At 65.3% G+C, this 24,994-nt stretch carries 19 protein-coding genes and 1 other RNA gene; 11 read left to right on the top strand and 9 right to left on the bottom strand.

Going from position 1 to position 24,994, the window contains the following annotated elements; all coding sequences use genetic code 11:
- Nucleotides 1–52: 52 nt before the first annotated feature.
- The gene (locus SCA01S_RS03650) at nucleotides 53–955 is read right to left on the bottom strand and encodes a LysR family transcriptional regulator (RefSeq protein ID WP_062782941.1); all 903 of its coding nucleotides are present in this window, start codon (nucleotides 953–955) and stop codon (nucleotides 53–55) included.
- A 104-nt stretch (nucleotides 956–1,059) separates the two neighbouring features.
- Here SCA01S_RS03650 and SCA01S_RS03645 point away from each other — a divergent pair, with 104 nt between their 5' ends.
- A complete protein-coding gene (locus SCA01S_RS03645; protein ID WP_062782938.1) occupies nucleotides 1,060–2,562 on the top strand; it encodes a CoA-acylating methylmalonate-semialdehyde dehydrogenase in 1,503 nt (500 codons plus the stop codon).
- A 4-nt stretch (nucleotides 2,563–2,566) separates the two neighbouring features.
- Here SCA01S_RS03645 and SCA01S_RS03640 read toward each other — a convergent pair whose 3' ends face one another.
- Together SCA01S_RS03640 and SCA01S_RS03635 are read right to left on the bottom strand one after the other, a co-directional pair.
- Nucleotides 2,567–3,070 carry a GNAT family N-acetyltransferase gene (locus SCA01S_RS03640; protein ID WP_062782931.1) on the bottom strand — a complete coding sequence of 168 codons (504 nt, stop codon included), beginning with the start codon at nucleotides 3,068–3,070 and terminating at the stop codon, nucleotides 2,567–2,569.
- Nucleotides 3,052–3,345, bottom strand: a complete 294-nt coding sequence (locus SCA01S_RS03635; RefSeq protein ID WP_043609985.1) for a type II toxin-antitoxin system TacA family antitoxin — start codon at nucleotides 3,343–3,345, stop codon at nucleotides 3,052–3,054. The genes SCA01S_RS03640 and SCA01S_RS03635 overlap by 19 nt, the downstream gene beginning before the upstream one ends.
- Nucleotides 3,346–3,456: 111 nt before the next feature.
- On the opposite strand from SCA01S_RS03635, the gene SCA01S_RS03630 reads away from it, so the two are divergent.
- Genes SCA01S_RS03630 through SCA01S_RS03620 form a run of 3 tightly spaced genes read left to right on the top strand, consistent with a single transcriptional unit; the run spans nucleotide 3,457 to nucleotide 8,838 of the window.
- The gene (locus tag SCA01S_RS03630) at nucleotides 3,457–4,200 is read left to right on the top strand and encodes an ImuA family protein (protein ID WP_054131121.1); all 744 of its coding nucleotides are present in this window, start codon (nucleotides 3,457–3,459) and stop codon (nucleotides 4,198–4,200) included.
- 31 nt (nucleotides 4,201–4,231) lie between these two features.
- Nucleotides 4,232–5,665, top strand: coding sequence for a Y-family DNA polymerase (locus tag SCA01S_RS03625; RefSeq protein WP_412103039.1), 1,434 nt, complete (start codon nucleotides 4,232–4,234; stop codon nucleotides 5,663–5,665).
- Entirely contained in the window at nucleotides 5,662–8,838 is a 3,177-nt protein-coding gene (locus tag SCA01S_RS03620) for an error-prone DNA polymerase (protein ID WP_062782928.1), read from the top strand. The genes SCA01S_RS03625 and SCA01S_RS03620 overlap by 4 nt, the downstream gene beginning before the upstream one ends.
- 182 nt (nucleotides 8,839–9,020) lie before the next feature.
- On the opposite strand, the gene rpoH is transcribed toward SCA01S_RS03620, so the two are convergent.
- Both rpoH and SCA01S_RS03610 read right to left on the bottom strand, forming a co-directional pair.
- Nucleotides 9,021–9,935: an RNA polymerase sigma factor RpoH gene (gene rpoH, locus SCA01S_RS03615; protein ID WP_022675464.1), complete on the bottom strand. Its 915-nt coding sequence runs from the start codon at nucleotides 9,933–9,935 to the stop codon at nucleotides 9,021–9,023.
- 115 nt (nucleotides 9,936–10,050) lie between these two features.
- Nucleotides 10,051–10,995: an RluA family pseudouridine synthase gene (locus SCA01S_RS03610; RefSeq protein WP_062782925.1), complete on the bottom strand. Its 945-nt coding sequence runs from the start codon at nucleotides 10,993–10,995 to the stop codon at nucleotides 10,051–10,053.
- A gap of 93 nt (nucleotides 10,996–11,088) precedes the next feature.
- Between SCA01S_RS03610 and SCA01S_RS22995 the strand changes: the two genes are divergently transcribed.
- The 5 genes from SCA01S_RS22995 (at nucleotide 11,089) to putA (ending at nucleotide 17,580) form a co-directional block, all read left to right on the top strand.
- Entirely contained in the window at nucleotides 11,089–11,880 is a 792-nt protein-coding gene (locus SCA01S_RS22995) for a Mov34/MPN/PAD-1 family protein (protein WP_327195808.1), read from the top strand.
- A 77-nt stretch (nucleotides 11,881–11,957) separates the two neighbouring features.
- The gene (locus tag SCA01S_RS03600; protein ID WP_062782920.1) at nucleotides 11,958–12,599 is read left to right on the top strand and encodes a histidine phosphotransferase family protein; all 642 of its coding nucleotides are present in this window, start codon (nucleotides 11,958–11,960) and stop codon (nucleotides 12,597–12,599) included.
- Between the two features lie 16 nt (nucleotides 12,600–12,615).
- Entirely contained in the window at nucleotides 12,616–13,320 is a 705-nt protein-coding gene (locus tag SCA01S_RS03595) for an N-acetylmuramoyl-L-alanine amidase (RefSeq protein WP_062782917.1), read from the top strand.
- Between the two features lie 10 nt (nucleotides 13,321–13,330).
- An RNA gene (rnpB, locus tag SCA01S_RS03590) (RNase P RNA component class A) lies at nucleotides 13,331–13,750 on the top strand.
- A gap of 185 nt (nucleotides 13,751–13,935) precedes the next feature.
- On the top strand, nucleotides 13,936–17,580 hold the full coding sequence (gene putA / locus SCA01S_RS03585; RefSeq protein WP_062782914.1) for a trifunctional transcriptional regulator/proline dehydrogenase/L-glutamate gamma-semialdehyde dehydrogenase: 3,645 nt from the start codon (nucleotides 13,936–13,938) through the stop codon (nucleotides 17,578–17,580).
- 19 nt (nucleotides 17,581–17,599) lie between these two features.
- Here putA and SCA01S_RS03580 read toward each other — a convergent pair whose 3' ends face one another.
- Both SCA01S_RS03580 and SCA01S_RS03575 read right to left on the bottom strand, forming a co-directional pair.
- Nucleotides 17,600–18,067, bottom strand: coding sequence for a hypothetical protein (locus SCA01S_RS03580; RefSeq protein WP_054131119.1), 468 nt, complete (start codon nucleotides 18,065–18,067; stop codon nucleotides 17,600–17,602).
- A 43-nt stretch (nucleotides 18,068–18,110) separates the two neighbouring features.
- Nucleotides 18,111–19,043, bottom strand: a complete 933-nt coding sequence (locus SCA01S_RS03575; protein WP_084390744.1) for a LysR family transcriptional regulator — start codon at nucleotides 19,041–19,043, stop codon at nucleotides 18,111–18,113.
- 109 nt (nucleotides 19,044–19,152) lie between these two features.
- Here SCA01S_RS03575 and SCA01S_RS03570 point away from each other — a divergent pair, with 109 nt between their 5' ends.
- Entirely contained in the window at nucleotides 19,153–21,480 is a 2,328-nt protein-coding gene (locus SCA01S_RS03570; RefSeq protein WP_245652428.1) for a TonB-dependent receptor, read from the top strand.
- A gap of 83 nt (nucleotides 21,481–21,563) precedes the next feature.
- On the opposite strand, the gene SCA01S_RS03565 is transcribed toward SCA01S_RS03570, so the two are convergent.
- Complete coding sequence (locus tag SCA01S_RS03565) at nucleotides 21,564–22,676, bottom strand: S-(hydroxymethyl)glutathione dehydrogenase/class III alcohol dehydrogenase (protein WP_054131118.1); 1,113 nt, start codon at nucleotides 22,674–22,676, stop codon at nucleotides 21,564–21,566.
- Nucleotides 22,677–22,776: 100 nt separating this feature from the next.
- On the opposite strand from SCA01S_RS03565, the gene SCA01S_RS03560 reads away from it, so the two are divergent.
- Nucleotides 22,777–23,694 (top strand): LysR family transcriptional regulator, encoded by a 918-nt coding sequence (locus SCA01S_RS03560; protein ID WP_062782911.1) that lies wholly within the window; start codon nucleotides 22,777–22,779, stop codon nucleotides 23,692–23,694.
- Here SCA01S_RS03560 and SCA01S_RS03555 read toward each other — a convergent pair.
- Entirely contained in the window at nucleotides 23,660–24,955 is a 1,296-nt protein-coding gene (locus SCA01S_RS03555) for an MFS transporter (RefSeq protein ID WP_218016380.1), read from the bottom strand. The two genes, SCA01S_RS03560 and SCA01S_RS03555, sit on opposite strands and share 35 nt — an antisense overlap.
- Between the last annotated feature and the right edge of the window lie 39 nt (nucleotides 24,956–24,994).

The raw sequence follows: 24,994 nt of genomic DNA, 5'->3' as shown, positions 1-24,994 counted from the left end.
TCTTGCGGCCTAGATAGGAAGGCCATCTGCGCTTGTCTGCCCCGGCACCTGCTTATTTTGCGTTGCGCGCGGCCCCGTATCCGGCAGCATGTGCGGCTTCTTCCAGGAATTCCGCCACGGCGCGCACCCGCGGCAGGCGCCGCAGTTCGGCATGCACAACCAGCCAGTAGGCGCGCGGCACGGCCACATCGGGCAAGACCCGCACCAGGCCAGGATCACCATCGGCGGCAAAAGTGTGCAGCAGGCCCACGCCCCCGCCCGCCTGCACCGCAGCCAGTTGCACCGTGGCCGATGTGCAGCGGAACTGCGCCTGCATGCCCGGCGCCACTTCATCGAGATAGCGCAGTTCGGGCCAATCGATCAGATCGTCGATATAGGAAATCAGCCGATGCTGCGACACGTCGGCCACGCTGTTCGGCACGCCATGCTGCTCCAGATAGGCCGGCGCGGCATAGAACCCCACGGTGAATGCGGCGAGTTGCCGGGCATAGAGCCGCCCGCGCGGCGGTCGCTTGAGCGTCACGGCCAGGTCCGCCTCGCGCTGGGACAGGCTGACAGCGCGGGTTTCAGGCGCCAGTTCCAGTTCGATCCGGGGATGGCGGGCCATGAACAGCGGAATGCGCGGCGCCACCAGATAGGTGCCAAAGGCGGCCGGGGTCGCCACCCGCACTGTCCCGGTCAATTCGGTATCCACCCCGCCCAGCGCGCTGTCTGCTGCATGGGTTTCCGCCTCGATCCGCTCGGCATGCAACAACAGCGCGCGGCCCGCCTCGGTCAGCCGCGCGCCGCTCGGCGAACGATCGACCAGGCGCGCGCCCAGCCCGCTTTCCAGGCCATCGAGCCGGCGCGAGACGGTGGAATGATCCAGCCCCAGCGCCCGCGCCGCCCCGGTCAGGCGGCCGTGGCGGGCCACTTCCAGAAAGATCCTCAAATCGTCCCACTGGCGAATGCGCATGGTGTTCCTGTAAATTTGCACGACCTGTTTGGCAAAATTGTCTGTATCAGGATATTCCTGCACGTTCTACAACCAGGCATCAGACTTTTCCCGGGAGTGTTGCCATGCGCCAGATCGACCATTTCCTGAACGGTGCCGCCGTTGCTGCCACCTCTGGCCGCAAGAGCGACGTTTTCGATCCCAATACTGGCGAAGTGCAGGCCCAGGTTGGCCTGGCGAGCGAAGCCGATGTGGATCAGGCCGTTGCCCTCGCTGCCGCCGTGCAGCCGGAATGGGCCGCGCTCAATCCGCAGCGCCGTGCCCGCGTGATGTTCGAATTCAAGCGCCTGATCGAACGTGACATGGACAAGCTCGCCCATGCTCTCTCCGCCGAACATGGCAAGGTGATCGCCGACGCCAAGGGTGATGTGCAGCGCGGGCTGGAAGTGATCGAGTTCGTCTGCGCCATTCCCCACCTGCTCAAGGGCGAATATACCGAAGGCGCCGGGCCGGGGATCGACGTGTTCTCGATGCGTCAGCCGCTGGGCGTGGTCGCCGGCATCACTCCGTTCAATTTCCCCGCGATGATCCCGCTGTGGATGTGCGGCCCGGCGCTCGCCACCGGCAACGCCTTCATTCTCAAGCCGTCGGAACGCGATCCTTCGGTGCCGGTAATGCTGGCCGAACTGTTCATCGAGGCGGGCGGCCCAGCCGGCCTGTTCAACGTGGTGCATGGTGACAAGGTGGCGGTCGATGCCGTGCTCGATCATCCGCGCATCAAGGCGGTCAGCTTCGTCGGCTCGTCCGACATCGCCAACTATGTCTATCAGCGCGGCGCCCAGGCGGGCAAGCGCATGCAGTGCATGGGCGGCGCCAAGAACCACGGCATCGTGCTGCCCGACGCCGATTTCGACCAGGTAGTCAGTGACATTCTCGGCGCGGCCTATGGCTCGGCAGGCGAACGCTGCATGGCTCTGCCCGTGGTGGTGCCGGTGGGTGACAAGACCGCCGAGGAACTGCGCGCCCGCCTGATCGACGGGATCGCCGGCCTCAAGGTGGGCATTTCCACCGATGAAGCCGCCCACTATGGCCCGGTCGTGACCGCCCAGCACAAGGCGCGGATCGAAAGCTATATCCAGATGGGCGTGGACGAAGGCGCCGAACTGGTTGTCGATGGTCGTGGCTTCTCGCTGCAAGGCTATGAAAACGGCAATTTCCTGGCGCCCACGCTGTTTGACCGCGTGACCCCGGAAATGCGCAGCTACCAGGAGGAAATCTTCGGCCCGGTGCTGCAGATCGTGCGCGCGCACGATGTCGATGAAGCCATCGCGCTGGCCACCAACCACGCCTATGGCAATGGCGTGGCCATGTTCACCCGCAACGGCGCCGCCGCCCGCAACTTTGCCGCCAAGGTGGAAGTGGGCATGGTCGGCATCAACGTGCCGATCCCGGTGCCGGTGGCCTATCACAGCTTTGGCGGGTGGAAGCGCTCGGGCTTTGGCGATCTCAACCAGTACGGCATGGACGGCGTGCGCTTCTACACCCGCACCAAGACCGTGACCCAGCGCTGGCCCAGCACCTCGGGCGACGTGGTGGACCAGAGCTTCGTTATCCCGACGATGAAGTGACCCATCATGGTAGAGCCGCGATCAGCGTCTCTATGGGCAGGAACAGGGTTCGGCTATCGGCCGGATATTCCAGAAACTCGGCGCATTTCAGGTAAAAGCGCCGAGCCTGCTCATTCTTGGCGTGAACCATCACCGCACCGATGCCGATGCTTTGTGCCGCCAAGGCTATGCGGCGCAGAGCATCGGCCAATAGATCGCTACCGAGGCCCTGCCCGGCATGGCGCCGATTCACCGCAAGGCGTCCGATGATCGATACGGGGATCAGATCAGGCGCGTTGCGGCGCAGACGAGATGGTGCTTCACGCCGTTCTACTGCCCCTGCCAGGATGCAGACATACGCCGCCACCTTCTGGCCTTGGCATACGACATAGGTACGCGCGAAGCGCCCCTCGTTGCGACGCGCCCTCTGTTGCAACCAGGCATTGAGCGCCGGCTCTCCGCAATCGAACTCGTCAACCTCATGGTCATCGGCCAGAGGGACTGGCGCAGTCAGTCTTCCCGTTGCCATGTCGGCACCCGCCGCATCAGTGCCTTCAGCCTCGGGCCAGGCTCGGGCGGATTGTCCAGCGCGGCCATGAAGGCCGCATGGTCCTGGCTTTCCAGTGCGAACAATCGCTGATCGAGCAAGACGTCGATCGCTTGTTGGCGCGCGCTTTCGATCATGAATTCGGTGCGGGTCTTGCCCAGAATGGCCGCTGCTTCGTCAATAAGCTGGCGGGTGGCAGCCTCGATCCGCAGATTGATGCTGCCCTTGCTTGGGATCATTTGGGGAGACTGGTCCATGGCGTGAATATCCGCCTTTGTATGTACAATGTCAATACAATCGCAACCCTATCCCCACCTGTTCCAACGGCCAGCCTCGACAGGGAGTGAGAAATGGAACATAATAGGAACATGGAAAGTGTTTCCGCCTCGATCCTCACCACCCCGGCCTGGCGCCTGCGCCCGGCCTTGCAGCGTCCCGTGCCTGTGCTGGCGGCGGGCCAAGTGCATGAAGTGCATGGGCAAGGTGATGATCGCGCGGCGGGGCTTGCCTTTGCCTTGGGGCTGGGCGCGGCGAATCGCAGTGGCACCGTGCTGATGGTGCGCAGTGGCGGGCGCCCGTCACTGGCGCTTTACGGTGAAGGACTGATGTTGCTGGGTATCGATCCGGCGCGGCTGCTGCTGGTAGAGGCAGGCGACGCTGCCACTCTGCTGCGCGCCGGGCTGGAGGGCGCACGCTGCCCTGGCCTGGCGCTGGTCTTGCTGGAAAGCGAGGGGCCCTTGAAAGGCTATGACCTGACGGCCAGCCGGCGCTTCGTGCTGGCTGCCGAACGCACGCAAACGCCGGTCGTGCTGTTGCGCCATGCCGCCAAGGCGCAGCCCAGCGCCGCACATACCCGCTGGCAGGTTGCCAGTGCGCCATCCCAACCCCTCGCAGCGCCACCGGGTGCGCAAGTGCGTCCGCCCGGCTTGCCGGCTTTGGCGGTAGAGGCGCTGCGCTGGCGGGGTGGGCCGGCGGGGCAAACGTGGCATTTGCAATGGGATGAACAACATGGCGGTTTCCGGGACACCACCGGCACCTCCAACCGGAGCGAAAACGGACAGGCGGCGCCATCTGGCGCTGTACTTCCCCTGGCTGCCCTGCGAGCGGGTTAGGGCCACATCGGCAGACCCGCTGCCCGCAGGCGTGCCGCTGGCCCTGGTGGCGCGCAGTGGCCAGGCGTTGCGCCTGATGGCGGTAGAGCGCGACGCCGCTCGCCACGGCCTGGCCCCTGGCATGACCCTGGCTGATGCGCGCGCCCGCTGCCCCGATCTGCTCACCCTGCCCCATGATCCGGCCGCCGATGCCACGCTGCTGGCGCACCTGGCCACGGCGATGCACTCGCTGACCCCCAGCGTCATGCCCGATCCCCCCGATGGTTTGCTGCTGGATATCAGTGGCTGCGCGCACCTCTTCGGATCGGAAGCCAATATGGTGGAAAAGGCTTCTGAAATTACAGCACTTTCCACGATCCATGCCCTCGCCTGCAATCCGGCCGCGGCGCGCGCCCTGGCCCGTCACGGCACGCCGGCGCAACGCCGCGCGGAGGATGTGGCAGCCCTGCCAGTGGCCGCGCTCGACCTGAGCGAGGAGGCCGCCAGCGCACTGCGCCGCGCCGGACTCAAGCGTCTGGGCGATCTGGCCACACGCCCGGCCCCGGCCCTGGCGGCGCGCTTTGGCGAAGGGGTGGTGCTGCGCCTGCGCCAGTTGACCGGAGACGTTGCTGCCCCCTTGGCCCCGCAACCCATGCAGGCCCCGATCCGGGCCGAGGCACGCTTTGCCGAACCCATCGCCCGCACCGATGACGTGCTCGAGGTGGCCGAGGATCTCTTGCGCCAGGTTGCCGCGCAGATGGAACAGCGCCGGCTGGGCGGGCGGCGCTTTGCCCTGACCCTGCATCGCAGCGATGGCGCGCGGCGGCGCCTGCAGGTGGAAACCGGCCAGCCCACGCGCGATCCGCTTGTGGTCGTCCGCCTGCTGCGCGAGCGGATCGACAGTCTGGCTGATCCGATCGATCCCGGTTTCGGGTTCGATGCCATCACCCTGGCGGTCAAGCGGGCCGAACCCCTGGCTGCGCGACAGACCGGACTGGACCAGGCCGAGGAAAACCAGGACAATCTGCAGGCGCTGATCGATCGGCTGGGCGTGCGGTTGGGCCAGGATGCCGTGCTGCGCCTGATCCCGGCCAATCGCCACATGCCCGAGCAGGCACAGGTTCAGACGCCGGCCGCTAAATGGAACGGAACCGTTTCGTTTGCTCTTACCACCATGCCCCGCCCCCTGCTGCTGTTCGATCCGCCGCAGGGGATCGAGGTGATCGCCGGGGTGCCCGATGGCCCGCCGCTGCGCCTGCGCTGGCGCGGCACGGTGCATGAAGTGGTCCACGCCGAAGGGCCCGAGCGCATCGCGCCTGAATGGTGGCGCCAGCGCGGCGGGCATATGGGCACCGGCGCAGAGCGCACCACGCGCGATTATTACCGGATCGAGGATGGGCACGGCCGCCGCCTGTGGGTGTTCCGGCGCGGCCTCTATGGCACGCAAACCACGCCGGCCTGGTATGTCCACGGGCTGTTTTCATGACCGGGGTTCCGTTCTTTGCAGAACCTGTCGCTGCCACCAATTTCAGCTTTCTGCGGGGGGCGGCCCATCCGGCGGAAATGGTTGCGCGCGCCCATGGGCTGGGCCTCAAAGGCATCGGCATCGCCGATCGCAACAGCGTGGCCGGTGTGGTGCGTGCCCATGCCGCGTGGCAAGAAATTGGCGGCAAGGCTGGCGGCTTTGCCCTCAAGGTTGGCGCACGGCTGTGCTTTGCCGATGGCACGCCCGATATTGCCGCCTATCCCACCACGCGCGCGGCTTGGGGACGGCTGACGCGCCTGCTCACCATGGGCAATCGCCGCGTGGAGAAAGGCGAGTGCCACCTCACCCTGCCCGATCTGCTGGAGCATGCCGATGGGCTGGCCCTGATCGCGATGGATGGCAGCGCCGATCTGCTCGCCCGCCTGGCCGAGGCTGCGCCCCACCTCTGGCTGGCGGCCACGATGCCGCGTGCCGGGGCCGATGGCCGCGATCTTGCCCGGCGGATGGCCTTGGCGCAAAGCGCCGGCGTGCCGCTGATTGCCAGCAATGATCCGCGCTATGCCGTGCCCGAAGACCGCCCCCTGCATGACGTGCTGACGGCCACGCGGCTTGGCACCACCGTGCATGCCGCCGGGCGCCGCCTTGCCGCCAATGGCGAGCGGCATATCAAGCCGCCGGCCGAAATGGCCCGTCTTTTCACCCTGTGCCCAGAGGCCCTGGAAGCGACACGCGACTGGCTGGATTGCATCGATTTCACGCTGGACCAGATCGTATATGAATACCCGCACGAGCCGGTACCGGAAGGCTGGAACCCGCAGGCTTGGCTCGAACATCTGGTGCGGGAGAATGCAGCACGCCAGTTCCCCCATGGCCTGCCGCCTGGATACCAAGAGGTTCTGGATGAAGAGTTTCGCCTAATCTCTTCAAAAAATTATGCTTATTATTTTCTGACGGTGCACGATGTGGTGCGCTATGCGCGCAGTCTTTCCCCGCCGATCCTGTGCCAGGGTCGTGGATCTGCGGCCAATTCCCTCGTCTGTTATCTGCTCGGCATCACGCCGATCGATCCGGTTCAGGAAAAGCTGCTGTTCTCTCGCTTCCTTTCCGAAGAGCGCCATGAGCCGCCCGATATCGACGTGGATTTCGAGCATGAGCGGCGCGAAGAGGTGATGCAATATATCTACCACCGCTACACCCGCGAGCGCGCCGGGATCGTCGCCACGGTGATCCGCTATCGCCAGCGCAGCGCCATTCGTGACGTGGGCAAGGCGCTGGGCCTGTCGGAAGATGTCACGGCGCGGCTTTCCGGCACGGTGTGGGGCAGTTGGGGGCGCGGCTCGCTGCCCGAAGAGCGCCTGTCGCAGGCCGGGTTCGACCCTGAAAACCGCGAGATCGCCCGCCTACGCGACATGGTCGATCGGTTGCTGACGTTCCCGCGCCACCTTTCGCAGCATGTCGGCGGCTTTGTGCTGTGCCAGAGCCGGCTGGATGAACTGGTGCCGATCCACAATGCCGCCATGCCCGATCGCACGTTCATCGAATGGGACAAGGACGACATCGACGTTCTCAAGCTGATGAAGGTGGACGTGCTGGCGCTGGGCATGCTCACCTGCATCCGCAAGAGCTTTGACCTGATGGAGCGGCTGAACCTGGGGCGCTATACGTTGGCCACCGTGCCTCGCAACGACGTGCCGACGTTCGACATGCTGTGCCGGGGAGACAGCGTGGGCACGTTCCAGGTGGAGAGCCGCGCGCAGATGGCGATGCTGCCCCGGATGAAACCGCGCAAGCTCTATGACCTGGTGATCCAGGTGGCGATCGTGCGACCGGGGCCGATCCAGGGCGGCATGGTTCATCCCTATCTGCGCCGCCGCAATGGCGAAGAGAAGGTGGAGTACCCCGGCCCGAAAGGTGAATTGCAAGAGGTTCTGGAAAAGACCCTGGGCGTGCCACTGTTTCAGGAGCAGGCGATGAAGCTGGCCATCGTGGCCGCCGGCTTCTCCCCGCCCGAGGCCGATGGCCTGCGCCGTGCCATGGCCACGTTCCGCAACCATGGCACGGTCACCAATTACCAGGAGAAGTTCATCACCGGCATGGTTTCGCGCGGCTATCCGCCGAATTTTGCCGAGCGCTGCTTTGAACAGATCAAGGGTTTTGGCGAATATGGCTTTCCCGAAAGCCACGCCCAAGCCTTTGGCTGGCTGGCCTATGTCTCGTCATGGTTGAAATGCCATTACCCCGGCGTTTTCACCTGTGCCCTGCTCAACAGCCAGCCCATGGGGTTCTATGCCCCGGCCCAACTGGTGCGCGATGCGCGCGAACACGGCGTGGTGGTGCACGGGCCCGATGTGAACCGCAGTTGGTGGGATTGCACGCTGGACGATGCGCGCACCCTGCGCCTTGGCCTGCGGATGATCGATGGCTTCAAAGAAGAATGGGCCGCCGCGATCGTGCGCGCCCGCGTGGCTGGCGTGTTTGACTCTCCCGAAGACTTGGCGCGCCGTGCGCAATTGCCGCCGCGCGCGCTGGCGCTTTTGGCCGATGCCGATGCCATGGTCTCTCTGGGCCGCGATCGGCGCCAGGCTGGCTGGGACGTGCGCCGCGTGCCGCCCAGGCAACTGCCCCTGTTTGCCGCGCTGGATGCGCCCGAACTGGCGGCCGAACCCGATGCCGCCCTGCCCGCCATGCCCCTGGCCGAAGAAGTCGTGGCCGATTACCAGACCCAGCGGCTTTCGCTCAAAGGCCATCCGATGCAGTTCTTGCGCGACAGCTTTGCCGCGCGCGGCGCGATATCCTGTGCCGACGTCAACGCCGCGCGCGACGGGCAGAAGGTGCGCGTGGCCGGCGTGGTGCTGGTGCGGCAACGGCCCGGCAAGGGCAACGCCATTTTCATTACGATCGAAGATGAAACCGCCGTGGTCAATGCCCTGATGTGGGCCCGCGATTTCGAGAAGCAGCGGCGCCCTGTCATGGCGGCGCGGCTCATGGTGATCGATGGAGAGGTGCAACGCAGCAAGGAAGGCGTGGTGCACCTGATGGTGTCTTGCGTTCATGATGCCAGTGCTGCTTTGGCAGAGTTGCAAGAGGATGGTGGAGTGCCAGCGCCCGATCCCGCCTTGGCACGGCATCCGCGGCAGGTGCGGGTGTTGCCGAGATCACGGGATTTTCATTGAGGGGCAAACCTCGCGTAGGGCCCCGGATCAAGTCCGGGGCGACGGGAGACTTCAAACTGACGAATGAGATCCCACAATCATCGCCCCGGACTTGATCCGAGGCCCCACGCAATCTCGAATGCCAACAAAAAAGCCCGGCCACCCCTCTGGACAACCGGGCTTTTCCATCATGCTCAAATCAATCAGCTTGCCGGCAGCAAGTGCCGTTCGCCGGCGATGCGCTGCATCGCCTTCTGCAGCTTTTCAAAGGCGCGCACTTCGATCTGGCGCACGCGTTCGCGGCTGACGTTATAGACCTGGCTCAGTTCTTCCAGCGTCTTGGGGTCATCTACCAGGCGGCGATCGGTCAGGATGTGACGCTCGCGATCGTTGAGGCTGCCCATCGCTTCGACCAGCATGTCGTGGCGATAGTGCGCTTCCTCGGCGTCGGCCACCGTCTCGTCCTGCAAGGGGCGATCGTCGGTCAACCAATCCTGCCAAGTGCCCTCGCCGTCTTCGCGCAGCGGCACGTTCAGGCTGGCATCGCCACCCATGATCATGCGCCGGTTCATGTTGATCACTTCCTGCTCGGGCACGCCCAAGTCGGTGGCGATCTTCTTGACGTCTTCGGGCGACAGGTCGGTGTCTTCGAACGCCTCGAGGTTCTTCTTCATGCGGCGCAGGTTGAAGAACAGCTTCTTCTGCGCAGCGGTGGTGCCCATCTTGACGAGGCTCCAGGAGCGCAGAATGAACTCCTGCATCGAGGCCTTGATCCACCACATGGCATACGTCGCCAGGCGGAAGCCGCGATCGGGCTCGAACTTCTTGACGCCCTGCATCAGGCCGATGTTCCCTTCGGAAATCAGCTCGGACACGGGCAGGCCATATCCGCGATAGCCCATGGCGATCTTGGCCACGAGTCGCAGATGGCTGGTCACCAGCTGCGCTGCGGCTTCAGGATCGGCATGTTCCTGATAGCGCTTGGCGAGCATGTATTCCTGCTCAGCCGTAAGCACCGGAAATTTGCGAATCTCAGAGAGATAGCGGTTGAGGCTAGCTTCCCCGCCCAAGGCCGGAACGGTCGCGGGGGCTTTGGCCACTGCTGTCTTGTTGCTCACCTGAACACATCCTTTCGTCGCGTCAGTTCCCCGATGAAGAACCTCTAGCGAGCATTCCCCGGTGGGGCCACACATCCTTTTGGTACACAGTAATCGATTTATACCATGATCAAGCTCAAGAACCGCCCAGTTCGACAATCAGTTCCGTCATATCGACGGGCGTCGAGCTGGTGAAATGGAGCGCTTTACCGCTAATCGGGTGAATGAAGCCCAATTCTGCCGCGTGCAGTGCCTGCCGGGCAAAGCCGATCCGGGCCAGAATGGGGCGAATTCTTGCGGGTGCGCGTCCATAGACAGGATCACCCAATAGCGAATGGCCGATTGATGCAAGGTGAACGCGGACCTGGTGGGTTCTCCCCGTTTCCAGGCGGCATTCGACCAGGGCCGCGCCATCAAGGGGCGAGAGCGTGCGATAGTGCGTGACGGCATGCTTGCCACGCCCATCATCGACCAGAGCCATCTTCTTGCGATCATGCACCGAACGCGCAATCGCGCCGCGGATCGTGCCAGCAGCAGGCATGGGCCGGCCGGCGGTAACCGCCTTGTAGGCGCGCACGATCGAGTGATCGGCAAACTGGCGAGCCAATCCTTCATGGGCGGCATCGCTCTTTGCCACGACGAGCAGGCCCGAGGTATCCTTGTCGATCCGGTGCACGATGCCTGGCCGTGCCACACCGCCGATACCCGAAAGCTGCCCGCGGCAATGATGCAGCAGGGCATTGACCAGCGTGCCATCGGGATTGCCGGCGGCCGGGTGAACGACCAGCCCGGCCGGCTTGTCCACCACGATCAAGGCATCGTCTTCGTAGGTTACCGACAGCGGAATATCCTGCGCCACCGCCTCTGCCGGGGCCGCGGCGGGCACGCGCACGACGAATGCAGCGCCAGCGGCAACCTTGAGCGAGGCCTGGCGAACGCCCTGCCCGTCCAGCGTAATGCGCCCCTCGTCGAGCAGCGCCTTGATGCGCTCGCGCGACAGGCCACTGGCGTCGGCCAAGGCCTTGTCAAGGCGGCCGGGCGCGGCGATCGTGCCGGTCAGAATATCGTCTAATTCCCCCATTGGATTGAGGATATGGGTATTCTTTGACGTCGGAACAAGGGGGTAGGCGATAGGGATAGACCAAGTATGGTTGGCCCCTTATCTCACAGCGCTATGGCCTTTCATGCCTACCTGCTGCTCTGCGCCGACGGATCGTTTTATGCTGGGCATACAGACGATCTGGAGGCGCGCATGGCGCAGCACCAACACGGCATAAGCGGCTATACGGCAAAGCGCCGCCCAGTCCGACTGGTCTGGCAGCAGGACTTTGCCACACGGGACGAGGCGTTGTCGGCTGAGTTGCGAATCAAAAGATGGTCTCGCGCAAAGAAACAGGCCTTGATCGACGGTGACTGGGATCGGTTGAAGATTTTGGCGCGCAATCGGCAAGGCAGTGGGGTTCAGCCAGGGGGCTTCGACAGGCTCAGCCCGAACGGAGGGGGGGATAATGAAGTTGTTGTCACCCAAACGCCGTTCGCCCTGAGCTTGTCGAAGGGCGTCAGCGCAACGCTTGATATGACCCTATCCCCCGCCGCCCTTACCGCCATGCTCGACGCAGCGGCGCGGACGCACCCGCTTGAGGCATGCGGGCTCTTGTTCGGCCATGGAAATCATATCGCCTTGGCGCAGGAATGCACCAATGTGGCACCAGATCCGTCGCATCATTTCGAGATCGATCCGGCCGGATTGATCGCCGCGCACCGCGCCGCGCGTGCCGGTGGGCCGGCATTGATCGGCTATTTTCATTCGCATCCCAATGGTTTGGCGCGTCCTTCTGCCACTGATTCTGCCCAGGCGGCGGGCGATGGCAGGATATGGGCAATCGTGGCGCAGGGACAGGTGAGCCTGTGGCGCGATGCGCCATCTGTATTTCAGGCGCTTTCCTATCACGTCGCAGACGGTTAAGGCGCATTGCTGGGGAGAGGATGCAGCAGCAGCCGATCCCGACGCATTGCATACCCCGGAAGGCTTCCCAATCTGCCATGACCATTGCCACGCTTGATCTCGCCAGCCTGCTCTGCTCGCGGCTTTGCCACGACCTGTTGAGCCCGGTGGGCGCGCTTACCAACGGGCTGGAACTGCTGGCCGAGGAACGCGATCCGGAAATGCGCCAGAAGTGCATGGATTTGCTGGAACAGAGCGCCACCAGTTCGGCCAACAAGCTGCGCTTTTTCCGCCTGGCGTTCGGTGCTGCCGGTGGCTTTGGCGAGATGGTGCCCGTGGCCGAACCGCGCGCGCTGGTCGATGCGCTGGTTGCAGCCAATCCGCGCATTTCAGTGGCCTGGGCCCTGGCGGACGACATGCTGCCCAAGGCGGCGGTAAAAACGCTGCTGAACCTGTCCCTGATCGGAATAGAGGCGCTGGTGCGTGGCGGCAGCCTGGATATCGCCGGCGAAGTGCGGAACGGCGCGACGGAATTGGTGATCCGCGCAAGCGGGCCGCGCATCGCGTTCGATCCGCTGGTGGCCCAGGCCCTGGCCGGCACGCTGCCGCCGGCCGAATTGTCCAGCCGCACCGCGCCGGCTGCTATGCTGTATCAATTGGCGCAGAGCCTGGGCGGTGGTTTCCAGACCCATGTTGCCGCCGACGCCCTGGTGCTGGGCGCCGTGCTGCCGGTTCGTTGACAGACCGCCGCGCCGCATGAACCGCTGGCTGGTCCATCGCGAGGAGCCGTCGCCCAATTTCAACGAGCGACGGCTGCCGGTGTCGATGATCGTGCTGCATTATACCGGCATGCAGAGCGCGGCCGAGGCGCTGGAGCGTCTCAAAGACCCGGCTGCCGAGGTTTCGGCGCACTACCTGATCGATGAAGATGGCACGGTGATCCGCCTGGTGGACGAGGCCAAGCGCGCCTGGCACGCCGGGCGCAGTTTCTGGCGCGGCATCACCGACGTGAATTCGGCAAGCGTGGGGATCGAACTGGTCAATCCCGGACACGAGTTTGGCTATCGTCCGTTTCCCGATGCCCAGATGGAAGCGCTGGTGCCGCTGCTGGGCGATATCGTGCGCAGGCATGATATTCCGCGCGCCAACGTGGTGGGCCATTCCGACGTGGCACCGGCCCGCAAGACCGATCCGGGCGAACTGTTCGATTGGGACATGCTGGCCCGCTATAACCTGACCCTGCCCCGCCCCCGCCCCAAGATGCGTCTGCTCTATGATAACGAAGGCGCGTTTTTCCTGGCGCTCGAACGCTTTGGCTATGATGTCAGCGACAAGGAAGCAGCCGTTGCCGCATTCCAGCGGCGCTGGCGTCCGCACAAGATCGACGGCGAGGTGGACGGACAAATCGGCGCATTGCTGTTCGAACTGCTGTTGGCGCGCGACCTGGGCCATGCTAGGTGACGCCCTCGCGCCGGGGAGCCGGGCAGCCGCGTCATCACTTCGTCTGATGCCGAGGAAAGTCCGGGCTCCACGAAACAAGGGTGGCGGGTAACGCCCGCCGGCCCGGTGCAAACCGGGCAAGGGAAAGTGCCACAGAGAGCAAACCGCCGACAGGGCTTTTCAAGCCTTGGGCAAGGGTGAAAGGGTGCGGTAAGAGCGCACCGCGCGACCGGCAACGGAAGCGGCATGGCAAACCCCACCCGGAGCAAGACCGAATAGGGGCAACGCGCATCCCTCGTGGATGCAGGCGTGTTTCGCGCCAGTTGCCCGGGTTGGTTGCTAGAGCGGCCTGGCAACAGGTCGCCAAGAGGAATGGCTGCCCGTGCCGATACGGTCCACACGTGGGATACCGTCGGTGCGACAGAACCCGGCTTACAGGCTCCCCGGCGCGTATTCAGTCAGATCATGCAAACACGACCCCACCAGGCCGGTGCGGCGTCTCGCAGTCGCAACAGCCGTCGATATGCGCCGAGGGGCTGAAATCGGCCTGTTTGCAGCATCGTATTCAGGCCATTTGGCCTGAGCCTCTGCCAAAATAGGGCCAATGGCCTGTGCAGGCCGTGATACCATGGCACTATGGATCAGCCCGCGCCCCGCCCGTTCGCCCGCTTCTTCACCCCTCTTGCCGGGGAAACCCCGCTGCGTCAGGCAATCACCGCCGCCACGCGTCGCAACGAGCGGGCCTGCGTTGCCGCACTTGTGCCGCAAGCGACCGTGCCGGAAGACCTGCGCGCGCCGATCGCGGCCACGGCCAGCGCCCTGATCAGCCAGTTGCGCGCCGATGCCCGCCCAGGCGCGGTGCAATCGCTGGTGCAGGAATATGCGCTGAGCAGCCCGGAAGGGGTCGCGCTGATGTGCCTGGCCGAAGCGCTGCTGCGCATCCCCGACGTGGCGACCCGCGATGCGCTGATCCGTGACAAGATCGCGCCCGGTGATTGGCGCGGCCACGTGGGCAAGGATCGCCCGCTGTTCGTCAATGCAGCCTCGTGGGGCCTGCTCGTGACCGGCCGCCTGGTCCAGGCCGAGGACGAAGCCGGGCTGGGTGCCAGCCTGACGCGCCTGATCGCGCGGATGGGCGAGCCGGTGATCCGCCGCGCGGTGGACGCGGCGATGCGCATGATGGGCGAACAGTTCGTCACCGGCGAGACGATCGAGGAAGCCTTGCGCCGCGCTGCCCCGCGCGAGGCCAAGGGCTTTGCCTTTTCCTATGACATGTTGGGCGAAGCGGCGATGACCGCCGCCGACGCCGATCGTTACAACGCGTCGTATGAGCAGGCGATCACCGCGATCGGCAAGGCCAGTGCCGGGCGCGGCATCCATGGTGGCCCGGGCATTTCGATCAAGCTGTCGGCGCTGCATCCGCGCTATGCGCGGGCCAAGGCCGAGCGGGTCAAGGCCGAACTGCTGCCGCGCGTCAAGGCGCTGTGCGTGATGGCCAAGGGCCATGACATCGGCCTCAACATCGATGCCGAGGAAGCCGACCGGCTGGAACTGTCGCTTGACCTGCTGGAAAGCCTGGCGACCGATCCTGACCTTGCCGGATGGCATGGCCTGGGCTTCGTGGTGCAGGCCTATCAGAAGCGCTGCCCTTTCGTGATCGATTGGATCGTCGACCTGGCGCGGCGCGCGGGCCGGCGCATCATGGTGCGGCTGGTCAAGGGCGCCTATTGGGATGCCGAAATCAAGCGCGCTCAGGTCGATGGCCTCGCTGATTTCCCGGTCTATACGCAAAAGGTCCATACCGACCTTGCCTATGTCGCCTGCGCGCGCAAGCTGCTGGCCGCGCGCGACGTGGTGTTCCCGCAATTTGCCACCCACAACGCGCAATCGGTGGCGACCGTGCTGCACCTGGCGGGACCCGATTTCACGATGGGCGACTATGAGTTCCAGTGCCTGCACGGCATGGGCGAAGGGCTGTATGACCAGGTCGTCGGCGCCGACAAGCTCAACCGCCCGTGCCGCGTCTATGCCCCGGTGGGCACGCATGAAACGCTGCTGGCCTATCTGGTGCGGCGCCTGCTGGAAAACGGGGCCAATTCCTCGTTCGTCAACCGCATCAACGATCCGGCTGTCTCGATCGCCGAACTGGTGGCCGATCCGGTGGCGGTGGTGACGGCAAAGGCAGATCCGGGCGCGCCACATCCGGCGGTGGCCCTGCCCGCCGCGCTCTTTGCCGATCGCCGCAATTCGGCCGGGCTGGACCTGGCCGATGAAGCGACCCTGGCTGACCTGGCGCCGCGCTTGATGGCGAGCACCGAACGCGCCTGGCAGGCGGGAACGCCGGGTGCGTCGGCCGAGGGCGAGGCTGTGCGCAACCCGGCTGATCACCACGACATCGTCGGCCAAGTCTGGCCCATGGACGCCGCAGGTGCGCAAGCCGCCGTGGCCCGCGCCCAGGCCGCCGCGCCGATGTGGGCAGCTACCCCGGTGGCCGCGCGCGCGGCGATGCTGGAACGCGCGGCTTGCCTGCTGGAAGACGAAGGCCGCGCCTTGATGGGCCTGATCATGCGCGAGGCCGGCAAGACTGCCGCCAATGCCGTGGGCGAAGTGCGCGAGGCGGTGGACTTTCTGCGCTATTACGCGGTGCAGGCGCGCAGCACGCTGGCCCATACCAGCCCGTTGGGGCCGGTGGTGTGCATTTCGCCGTGGAACTTCCCGCTGGCGATCTTTGCCGGGCAGATTGCCGCCGCGCTGGTGGCGGGCAACCCTGTGCTGGCCAAGCCGGCCGAGGAAACGCCGCTGATCGCCGCACAAATGGTGCGCCTGTTCCATGCCGCCGGCATCCCTGCCGATGTGCTGCATCTGGTGCCCGGCGACGGTGCGATCGGCGCTGCGCTGGTGGAGGCGCCAGGTGTTGCGGGGGTAATGTTTACCGGATCGACCGAAGTGGCGCGGATCATCCAGCGCACCCTGGCCACGCGCAGCGATGCGACGGGCCGACCGATCCCGCTGATCGCCGAAACCGGCGGGCAGAACGCGATGATCGTTGATTCCTCTGCCTTGGCCGAACAGGTCGTGGCCGATGTCATCGCCTCGGCATTTGACAGTGCGGGCCAGCGCTGTTCCGCGCTGCGCGTGCTGTGCCTTCAGGAAGACGTGGCCGATCGCACGCTGGCGATGCTGCGCGGCGCGATGGCAGAGCTGACCTTGGGCAATCCCGATGCGCTGGAAACGGATGTGGGGCCGGTGATCACCGCGCAGGCGCGCGACGGGATCGAGGGACACGTGGCGGCCATGGCCGAGCGCGGCGCGCGGGTGCACCGCCTGCCCCTGCCCGATCAGTGCGCCAACGGCACGTTCGTGGCGCCGACGCTGATCGAGATTCCTGGCCTTGCTGCCCTGGGCCGCGAAGTGTTCGGCCCCGTGCTGCATGTCGTCCGCTTTGCCGCGCGCGACATGGATCGTCTCGTCGCGCAGATCAACGCCACCGGTTATGGCCTCACCTTTGGCCTGCACACCCGGCTGGATGATACCGTGGCGCGGGTGACGCGGGCGGTGGAAGCGGGCAATCTCTATGTCAACCGCAACACCATCGGCGCGGTAGTGGGCGTGCAGCCGTTCGGCGGCCGGGGCCTTTCGGGCACGGGACCCAAGGCGGGTGGCCCGCTCTATCTGGCGCGACTGGTGCGCGGCGCCACGGGCAACCCGCCCGTTCTGGCTGGCGCGCTGGGGCAACCGGGGCCTGAGGCGGCCATACTGGCCGATTGGCTGGACCAGCATGGCGAGGCCGCAACCGCCCGCGCCGTGCGCCACGATGCCGCGCGCAGCAAGCTGGGCGTTGACGTGGAACTCACCGGCCCGGTGGGGGAAAGCAACCGCTATCGCCTGGCGCCGCGCGGCCGCATTGCGCTCTATGCCACGACCACCGCTGGGCTGTGGCGACAGCTGGGCGCGGCGCTGACCACGGGCAACCACGCCGTGATCATGCCCGGCGCGCCGCTTGCTGCCCTGCCCGCCGATTTTCCGGCGGCGCTGGCCGCGCGGATCGGCTTTGCCCGCAGCGAACCGGTCGATGATCTGGCAGCCGCGCTGGTCGAACATGTCGGTGCGCCGGCACGCGCAGCGGCAGAGGCGCTGGCCGCGCGCGAGGGCATGATCGTGGCCCTGCACGCCGCCGATACGACAGGCGCCTACCCGCTCGATCTCTTGGTCGAAGAAGTGAGCCTGTCGATCAACACCACCGCCGCCGGCGGCAATGCCAGCCTGATGGCCATGGTCTGAACCCAGGCACCCTTGCGCGTCAGCCCAGGGCCTCGGCCAGGGTGGCGCGCAGGGCGATGGGGGTGATCACCAGGGCCAGCACGGCGCCAAAGCCAAGCTTTGCGGCGAGGGCCACGGACCACGGCAATTGCGCAAGGCCCAGCGCAAGGCACACGGCGGCGGCCCCAGCCAATGCCAGCATGGCCGAAGGCACCGCGAGGATCAGCCCGCGCAACAGCAGGTTGCCCGGCAGGCGCAGCGCGCTGGGGCGCGAGGCCACGCGGCCGGCGCGCAGGGCCTTGCGCGACAGGGCACCGGGCACCAGCGTGCTCATGAACGCCACGGCAAAGGCCTGCGGCCCGAAATCGAAGACGTAGTGGCCCATGCCCCAGATCGGCACCGGCCCGTGCAGTCCGAATACGGCAAGGAAAAATACACCGCTCAGCACGGTATTGATCACCATGCTGATCGCCGTTTCGCGGCGGATATGCAGGTCTGCATTGGTCATCTGCGCTTCTCTCCCCCAGGCACGCATTCCTATGCGGCCCGTGTTACAGCAACGCGGTGGCCGGTCCATCCCCTTCGCAGCGAACCACATCATGAAATGCATCGATCAGCCAGCGCAGGCCGGCGTCTTCGGCGCGGGCCCGGTGGAACTGTGCCATTTCCAGCATGGGCGGCATGGCAAAGGGCAGTGGTGAAACGGACACGGGCCAATGCCGGGCCGCCTTGGCCGCCAGGCGCGCATGCATCACCGCCAGGCGCGTGGTGCCCACCAGCAGTTCGGGAATGATGGTAAAGCCGGAAACCCGCACTTCCACCCGCCGCGTGATGCCCTGGGCGCGCATATAGCTTTCGGCAAAGGACACGCGGTTGAACCGCCCGATCTCCACCGCCACATGCCCGGCGGCCACGAACGCTTCCACATCGATCGGCTTGGCCATGACCGGATTGTCACGCCAGCCGACCACCACGTGGTGTTCTTCAAACAGCAGTTCGGCGGGATGTTCGTCGCTGACATAGCTTTCCGGTGTCAGCAGCAGGTCGATCTCGCCCCGATCGAGCCGCTGCGTGGCATCGTCGCTCAGCGGGATCACGTCGATCCCCACGCCCGGCGCCACCCGCGCCAGATGCGGCAGCAGCGGCGCCAGCAAAACGCTGGCTAGATAGTCTGACAGGCAGATGCGGAAATCGCGCGTGCTGGTGGCCGGATCGAAATGTGGCGAACTGCCGACCAGGCCATCGACATCGTTGAGGATGGCGCGGATGGCCGGCTGCAGGCGCAGGGCAAATGGCGTGGGCATCATGCGCTTGCCGTTCTGCACCAGCAGCGGATCGGCGAAGAACGTGCGCAGCCGGGACAGCGCCGCGCTGATCGCCGGCTGGCTGAGGCTGAGATGCTCGGCGGCGCGCGTGACGTTGCGCAGATCGAGCAGCGCATCGAGACAAACCAGCAGATTGAGATCGAGTCCCTTGAAGCGCATTGCACACCATAATTCTGACAAATCGAAACCGATAAAAACAAATCATTTCCATTATGACAAGGCGGTGGCGATGCTTGCGCCCATAAAAAGCACAAGAGGGAGAGGCATCTTGCACTTCGACATTCGCCCCGCGGTATCGATCGTGGCCCTGGCCGCAGCGATTGCCATGCCGGCCGCTGCCCACGCCGCATCGGCCCAATCGCCAGATGGACCAGCCCAGCAGCCACCTGCTGCCGCCGCGCCGGAACAACCGCAGGCTGGCCTTGCCGAAATCGTGGTGACCGCCCAGCGCCGCACCGAAAACCTTCAGCGCGCGGCCATTCCGGTCAGCGCCGTGGCCGGTGACGTGCTGACCAAGCAGAGCGTGACGCGCGCCGATGACCTGACCCGCCTGGTCCCGGCACTGCAGGTAGCGCCGGCGGCCTCGTTCACCCAGATCTATCTGCGCGGGATCGGCACGTTCGGGGCGAATGCCTTTGCCGAACAGGGCGTGGCGTTCAACCTCGACGGCGTCTACCTGTCGCGCCCCGCTGCCCCGGCGGCGCTGTTCTATGATCTTGAGCGGATGGAAGTGCTCAAGGGGCCACAGGGCACGCTCTATGGCCGCAATGCCACGGGCGGCGCGGTCAACCTGATCACGGTAAAGCCCAAGCTGGGCGAGGCATCCGGCTTCGTCACCGGGGAATACGGCAATTACAACGCGATCAAGGCATCGGGCGCGATCAACCTGCCGCTCGGCAGCCAGGCAGCCCTGCGCATTTCGGCCCAGCATGCCCAGCATGACGGCTATTACAGCGACGGCTATGACGACGAGGACACGACCGCCGTGCGCGGGCAACTGCGCTTTGACACCGGCGACGGCTTCAACGCCAACCTGATGGTCGATTATGGCGATGTTGGCGGCAAGGGCCTGGGCGGCACGATCATGCCGCTGCTGGCGGGCAAAGACCGCCTTGGCCCCAGCGATCCGCGTGTCCTCGCCGAATACCTGTCACGCGCGCCCACCGCGCCCGTGCCGCAGATCATCGCGCGCGGCGATGGCTATCAGAACAACAAGTATTACGGCGCGCTGGTCACGGTGAATGCCGATCTGGGCTTTGCCAAGCTCACGGTCATCCCGGCGTGGCGGCGCACTGACCTCGACTTTGTCAACTACTCGTCCAGCTTCCTGATCGACGTGACGGAAAAGTCTGATCAGATGTCGCTCGAAGCGCGTCTGGGCAACCAGAATGCGCAGCTCAAGTGGGTGCTGGGCAGCTATTATTTCACCGAAAGCGTCAAGGCGAAGCAGTTCTTCGACCAGGGCAACAACGGCACGCGGATCAATTCCAACCTGGGTACGGACAGCTATGCCGTGTTTGGCGAGGCGACTTATTCACTGACCCCGCGTTGGCGGCTGACCGGCGGCCTGCGCTATACCCACGATACCAAGACGCAGCAGACCGAAGCGCACACCTATCCCTTCGTCGGGTTCGTGCCCCCGGCCTATCCCAACTTCACGCCGATCGTCCTCGACCTGGCGACCAACGCCACCACCGATGTGAATTTCAGCAAGGTGACGTGGAAGGCCGGCATGGAGTTCGACGCCGGGCCGCATTCGCTGCTCTATGCAACCGTGTCCACCGGCTTCAAATCGGGCATCCTGTTTTCCGCGCTGGGGCAGAACTATTCGCGCCCTGAACGGCTGACGGCCTATACCATCGGCACCAAGAACCGCTTCTTTGCCAATACGCTGCAGGTCAACGTCGAAGGCTTCTACTGGGACTATCGCGACCAGCAGATTTCTCATCTTGCGCCCGTGCAGGTGGCGGCAACGCCGGCCGGCGCGATCTATGGCCCGGTCTTTGCCACGGAAAATGCGGGCGCGGCCAAGCTCTATGGCGCAGAAGCCGAAGTGCTGTGGCAACCCACGCGCAACGACCTGTTCTCGCTCAACGTGCAATACCTGCACGCCACGTACGACAGCCTGCAGTACAAGGCCTATTCCACCACTGGGCCCGCGCCTGTGGTGGGCTGCGCGATCACCCCCACGGCACTGATGGGCGCGAGCGCGGCGGCGCGCATCTACAACGTCGATTGCTCGGGCAAGTCGCTGGTCAATGCGCCGCGCTGGGTGGTCAATGCGGGGTATGACCATACGTTCGACATCGGCAGCGCCGGCCGGATCATCGCGGCGGTTGACACCCGCGTGGAAAGCTCGCGCTATCTTTCGATCGACTATCTCGATCTGGGCCGCCAGGGCGCCTACATGATGTCGAACGCGCGGCTGACCTGGGAAAATGCGCCCGGTTCGCTGGCGATCACCGGCTTTGTCAACAACCTGGAAAACGCGCTGGTCTTTGCCAATTCCACGCAAAGCCCAGGGAAGCCCGGCGTGATCTACAACCAGATGCGCCCGCCGCGCACCTATGGCGTGCGCGGAACGCTCAAGTTCTAGGCTGCCGTCCACCGCGCTGCCATGAAAAAGGGGCCGTGCCCATATGGGCCGGCCCCTTTTTTATTGCGGCATCAAGCCCGTGATCAGAACACGATGACGCTGCGGATCGACTTGCCGGCGTGCATCAGGTCGAACGCGGTGTTGATCTCTTCCAGGCCCATGACGTGGGTGATCATCGGATCGATCTCGATCTTGCCCTGCATGTACCAGTCGACGATCTTGGGCACGTCGGTGCGGCCCTTGGCGCCACCGAACGCCGTGCCACGCCAGTTGCGGCCGGTGACCAGCTGGAACGGACGGGTGGCGATTTCCTTGCCAGCTTCGGCCACGCCGATGATGATGCTAGTGCCCCAGCCACGGTGGCAGGCTTCCAGCGCGGTGCGCATCACTTCGGTGTTGCCGGTGGCGTCAAACGTGTAATCCGCGCCGCCATCGGTCATTTCCACGACCTTGGCCACGGTTTCCTCGCGGCTCAGGCCCTTGGAATTGAGGAAGTCGGTCATGCCGAAGCGGCGGCCCCATTCCTCACGCTCGGGATTGAGGTCGACGCCGATGATCTTGCCCGCGCCAGCCAGGCGCGCGCCCTGGATCACGTTGAGGCCGATGCCGCCCAGCCCGAAGACCACGACATTGTCACCCACCTGGACCTTGGCGGTGTTGACCACCGCGCCCACACCCGTGGTCACGCCGCAGCCGATGTAGCAGCTGGTCTGGAACGGGGCGTCTTCGCGGATCTTGGCCACCGCGATTTCGGGCAGCACGGTGAAGTTGGAGAACGTGGAGCAGCCCATGTAGTGATAGATCGGCTGGCCCTTGTAGGAAAAGCGCGTGGTGCCATCGGGCATCAGGCCCTTGCCCTGCGTGGCGCGGATCGCGGTGCACAGGTTGGTCTTGCCCGAAAGGCAGCTTTTGCACTGGCGGCATTCCGGCGTGTAGAGCGGGATCACGTGATCGCCGGGCTTCACGCTGGTGACGCCGGGGCCAACCTCGCGCACGATGCCGGCGCCTTCATGGCCCAGCACCGACGGAAAGATGCCTTCGCTGTCCAACCCGTCGAGCGTGTAGGCGTCGGTGTGGCACACGCCAGTGGCCATGATTTCCACCAGCACCTCGCCCGCCTTGGGGCCTTCGAGATCGAGTTCAACGATCTCAAGCGGTTTCTTGGCCTCAAAGGCCACGGCGGCACGGGTCTTCATGAAGGTGTCCTCCTTATCGATCGCAGTGGCCTACATCATTGCATGGCAGGCACAAAGAGCGCATTTGCGCAAAAGTTCGTTGCTTGCTTGGGATAATGCCATGTCGGACTGGGATGGGCTGGAAGAACTTGTCGCGATTGCCGAAAACGGCACTTTCGCGGCCGCTGCGCGCAAGCTGCGACGCTCCACCTCGCACGTTAGCCGGGCGATTGCCCAGTTGGAACACCGCACCGGCACCACCCTGCTGCACCGCACGACGCGCCAGGTCTCGCTGACGGCGTCGGGACGCGAACTGGCCGAGCGGGGGCGGCGCATCATCGACGAGCGCGATGCAGCGCTGGCCGTGGCCAGCGGCGATACCGGTCTGCGCGGATCGTTGCGCATCACCTGCCCGGCGGCACTGGGGGAATACTTCATCGCCCCGCTGGCGCTGCGCCACGCCATGGCCAACCCCTCGCTCGACGTGACGCTCGATTTCAGCAACCGCGTGGTCGATATCGTCGCCGAGGGGTTTGATGTGGCGATCCGCACCGGGCCGCAGGGCGATCTGCGCCTGGCGGCCCATCACCTGGGCGGGCGCAAGCTGGTGACCTGCGCCGCACCGGCCTATCTGGCGCAGCGTGGCCGCCCGGCCGAGATCGAGGATCTGGATCATCACGACTGCCTGGTCGGATCGGCCGATGTCTGGCATTTCCGCCGCCATCGCGCGGAAACGACCTATCAGCCGCAGGGCCGCTGGCGCTGCAACAATGGCCCGGCGGTGACGGCGGCGGCGGTGGCCGGGCTGGGCATCTGCCAGGTGCCCGATTTCTATGCGGCGGCTGCCTTGACCCAAGGGCGGCTGGAGCCCGTGCTGGAGGCGTTCCGCGCCACCGAGGAAGCCGTCTGGGCCATGCACCCACGCCGCCGCCTGGTGCCGCGCAAGGTCACCGATTTCATTGCGCTTCTGGCGGCCGAACTGCCTGCCGCGATGGCGCGTGGCCTTACGCCAGCGGATCATCCCGGCGCGTGTCCCTGAGCATCAGGCCCGCGACCAAGGAAACCGCAGCCAGCACGGTCACATACCAGTAGAACCCGCTTTCATGGCCGATCTGCTTGAAGCCGAGCGCCACGTTTTCCGCCGTGCCACCAAACAGCGCGTTGCCCACGCCATAGGCGAGGCCCACGCCGAGCGCGCGGACGTGTACCGGGAACAGCTCTGCCTTGAACAGCCCGCTGACCGAGGTGTAGAAACTGTTGATCATGAGGCCGGCCATGACCAGCAGCCCGGCCACCCACACGCTGCGGGTCGCCGCCAGCGCGGTGAAGATCGGTACGGTCAGCACCATGGCTAGCGCAGCGAACAGCACGATGTTGGCGCGGCGACCGATCCGGTCTGACAGCGCGCCCATGACGGGCTGGATCAGCATGAACGCCACCAGCACTACCGTCATCAGCAAGGTTGCGTCGGGCTTGGTCATGCCCACGGTCAGGACGAGGTATTTCTGCATATAGGTGGTGAAGGTATAGAACGACAGACTGCCCCCGGCCGTGAGCGCCATGACCAGCAGGAACGGGCGGGTGTGATGGGCGAACAGTTCGCGCAGGGTGCCGGCACCGGCCCGCCCTTGCGCGGCCTGCCCGGTTTCGTGCATGTGCCGCGACAGCCACAGGATCAGCGCCGCACCGCCCGCGCCGATGACAAAGCCGATGCGCCAGCCATAGGCTTTCATCGCGCCCTCCCCCAACAGGTGTTGCAAGGCCAGGATCACCAGCGTGGCCAGCAGTTGCCCGCCAATCAGCGTGACATACTGGAACGAGGCCCAGAACCCGCGCCGCCCGCGCCCAGCGATCTCGCTAAGGTAAGTAGCCGCGGTGCCATATTGCCCACCGGTGGAAAAGCCCTGGAGCATCCGTCCCAGGAGCAGCAGCGCGGGCGCGGCAATCCCCACCTGGCGATAGGTCGGCAGCGCCGCGATCAGCAGGGCGCCCAGCCCCATCATCAGCACCGAGACGACCATGGCCCGTTGCCGCCCGTGGCGATCGGCAAAGCGGCCGAAATACCAACCGCCGATCGGGCGCAGCAGAAAGCCCACGGCAAAGATGCCACTCGTCGCCATGACCTGAACCAGGGCGTTGCTTTCGGGGAAAAATTCCGCCGAAAAATAGAGCGCGGTAAAGGCGTAGATATAGAAATCGTACCATTCGATCAGATTGCCGGCCGACCCGGCCAGGATCGCGCGCAGGCGCTGCGCATCGGTGATGGCGGCAGCATTGCCCCGGTCTGCATGGCTGGCCATAGCCCACATTCTCCCGTGATACGATCAGGTTGCCATCCC

The organism is Novosphingobium capsulatum NBRC 12533, assembly GCF_001598375.1.
Classification (GTDB): domain Bacteria; phylum Pseudomonadota; class Alphaproteobacteria; order Sphingomonadales; family Sphingomonadaceae; genus Novosphingobium; species Novosphingobium capsulatum.
This window is presented reverse-complemented; position numbering and strand designations above follow the sequence as displayed.

Excerpts from the sequence above, each read along its gene's own strand:
- SCA01S_RS03650 (WP_062782941.1), bottom strand. The coding sequence starts at position 955 with ATGCGCATTCGCCAGTGGGACGATTTGAGGATCTTTCTGGAAGTGGCC.
- SCA01S_RS03645 (WP_062782938.1), top strand. The coding sequence starts at position 1,060 with ATGCGCCAGATCGACCATTTCCTGAACGGTGCCGCCGTTGCTGCCACC.
- SCA01S_RS03640 (WP_062782931.1), bottom strand. The coding sequence starts at position 3,070 with ATGGCAACGGGAAGACTGACTGCGCCAGTCCCTCTGGCCGATGACCAT.
- SCA01S_RS03635 (WP_043609985.1), bottom strand. The coding sequence starts at position 3,345 with ATGGACCAGTCTCCCCAAATGATCCCAAGCAAGGGCAGCATCAATCTG.
- SCA01S_RS03630 (WP_054131121.1), top strand. The coding sequence starts at position 3,457 with ATGGAAAGTGTTTCCGCCTCGATCCTCACCACCCCGGCCTGGCGCCTG.
- SCA01S_RS03620 (WP_062782928.1), top strand. The coding sequence starts at position 5,662 with ATGACCGGGGTTCCGTTCTTTGCAGAACCTGTCGCTGCCACCAATTTC.
- SCA01S_RS03610 (WP_062782925.1), bottom strand. The coding sequence starts at position 10,995 with ATGGGGGAATTAGACGATATTCTGACCGGCACGATCGCCGCGCCCGGC.
- SCA01S_RS22995 (WP_327195808.1), top strand. The coding sequence starts at position 11,089 with ATGGCCTTTCATGCCTACCTGCTGCTCTGCGCCGACGGATCGTTTTAT.
- SCA01S_RS03600 (WP_062782920.1), top strand. The coding sequence starts at position 11,958 with ATGACCATTGCCACGCTTGATCTCGCCAGCCTGCTCTGCTCGCGGCTT.
- SCA01S_RS03595 (WP_062782917.1), top strand. The coding sequence starts at position 12,616 with ATGAACCGCTGGCTGGTCCATCGCGAGGAGCCGTCGCCCAATTTCAAC.
- putA (WP_062782914.1), top strand. The coding sequence starts at position 13,936 with ATGGATCAGCCCGCGCCCCGCCCGTTCGCCCGCTTCTTCACCCCTCTT.
- SCA01S_RS03580 (WP_054131119.1), bottom strand. The coding sequence starts at position 18,067 with ATGACCAATGCAGACCTGCATATCCGCCGCGAAACGGCGATCAGCATG.
- SCA01S_RS03575 (WP_084390744.1), bottom strand. The coding sequence starts at position 19,043 with ATGCGCTTCAAGGGACTCGATCTCAATCTGCTGGTTTGTCTCGATGCG.
- SCA01S_RS03565 (WP_054131118.1), bottom strand. The coding sequence starts at position 22,676 with ATGAAGACCCGTGCCGCCGTGGCCTTTGAGGCCAAGAAACCGCTTGAG.
- SCA01S_RS03560 (WP_062782911.1), top strand. The coding sequence starts at position 22,777 with ATGTCGGACTGGGATGGGCTGGAAGAACTTGTCGCGATTGCCGAAAAC.
- SCA01S_RS03555 (WP_218016380.1), bottom strand. The coding sequence starts at position 24,955 with ATGGCCAGCCATGCAGACCGGGGCAATGCTGCCGCCATCACCGATGCG.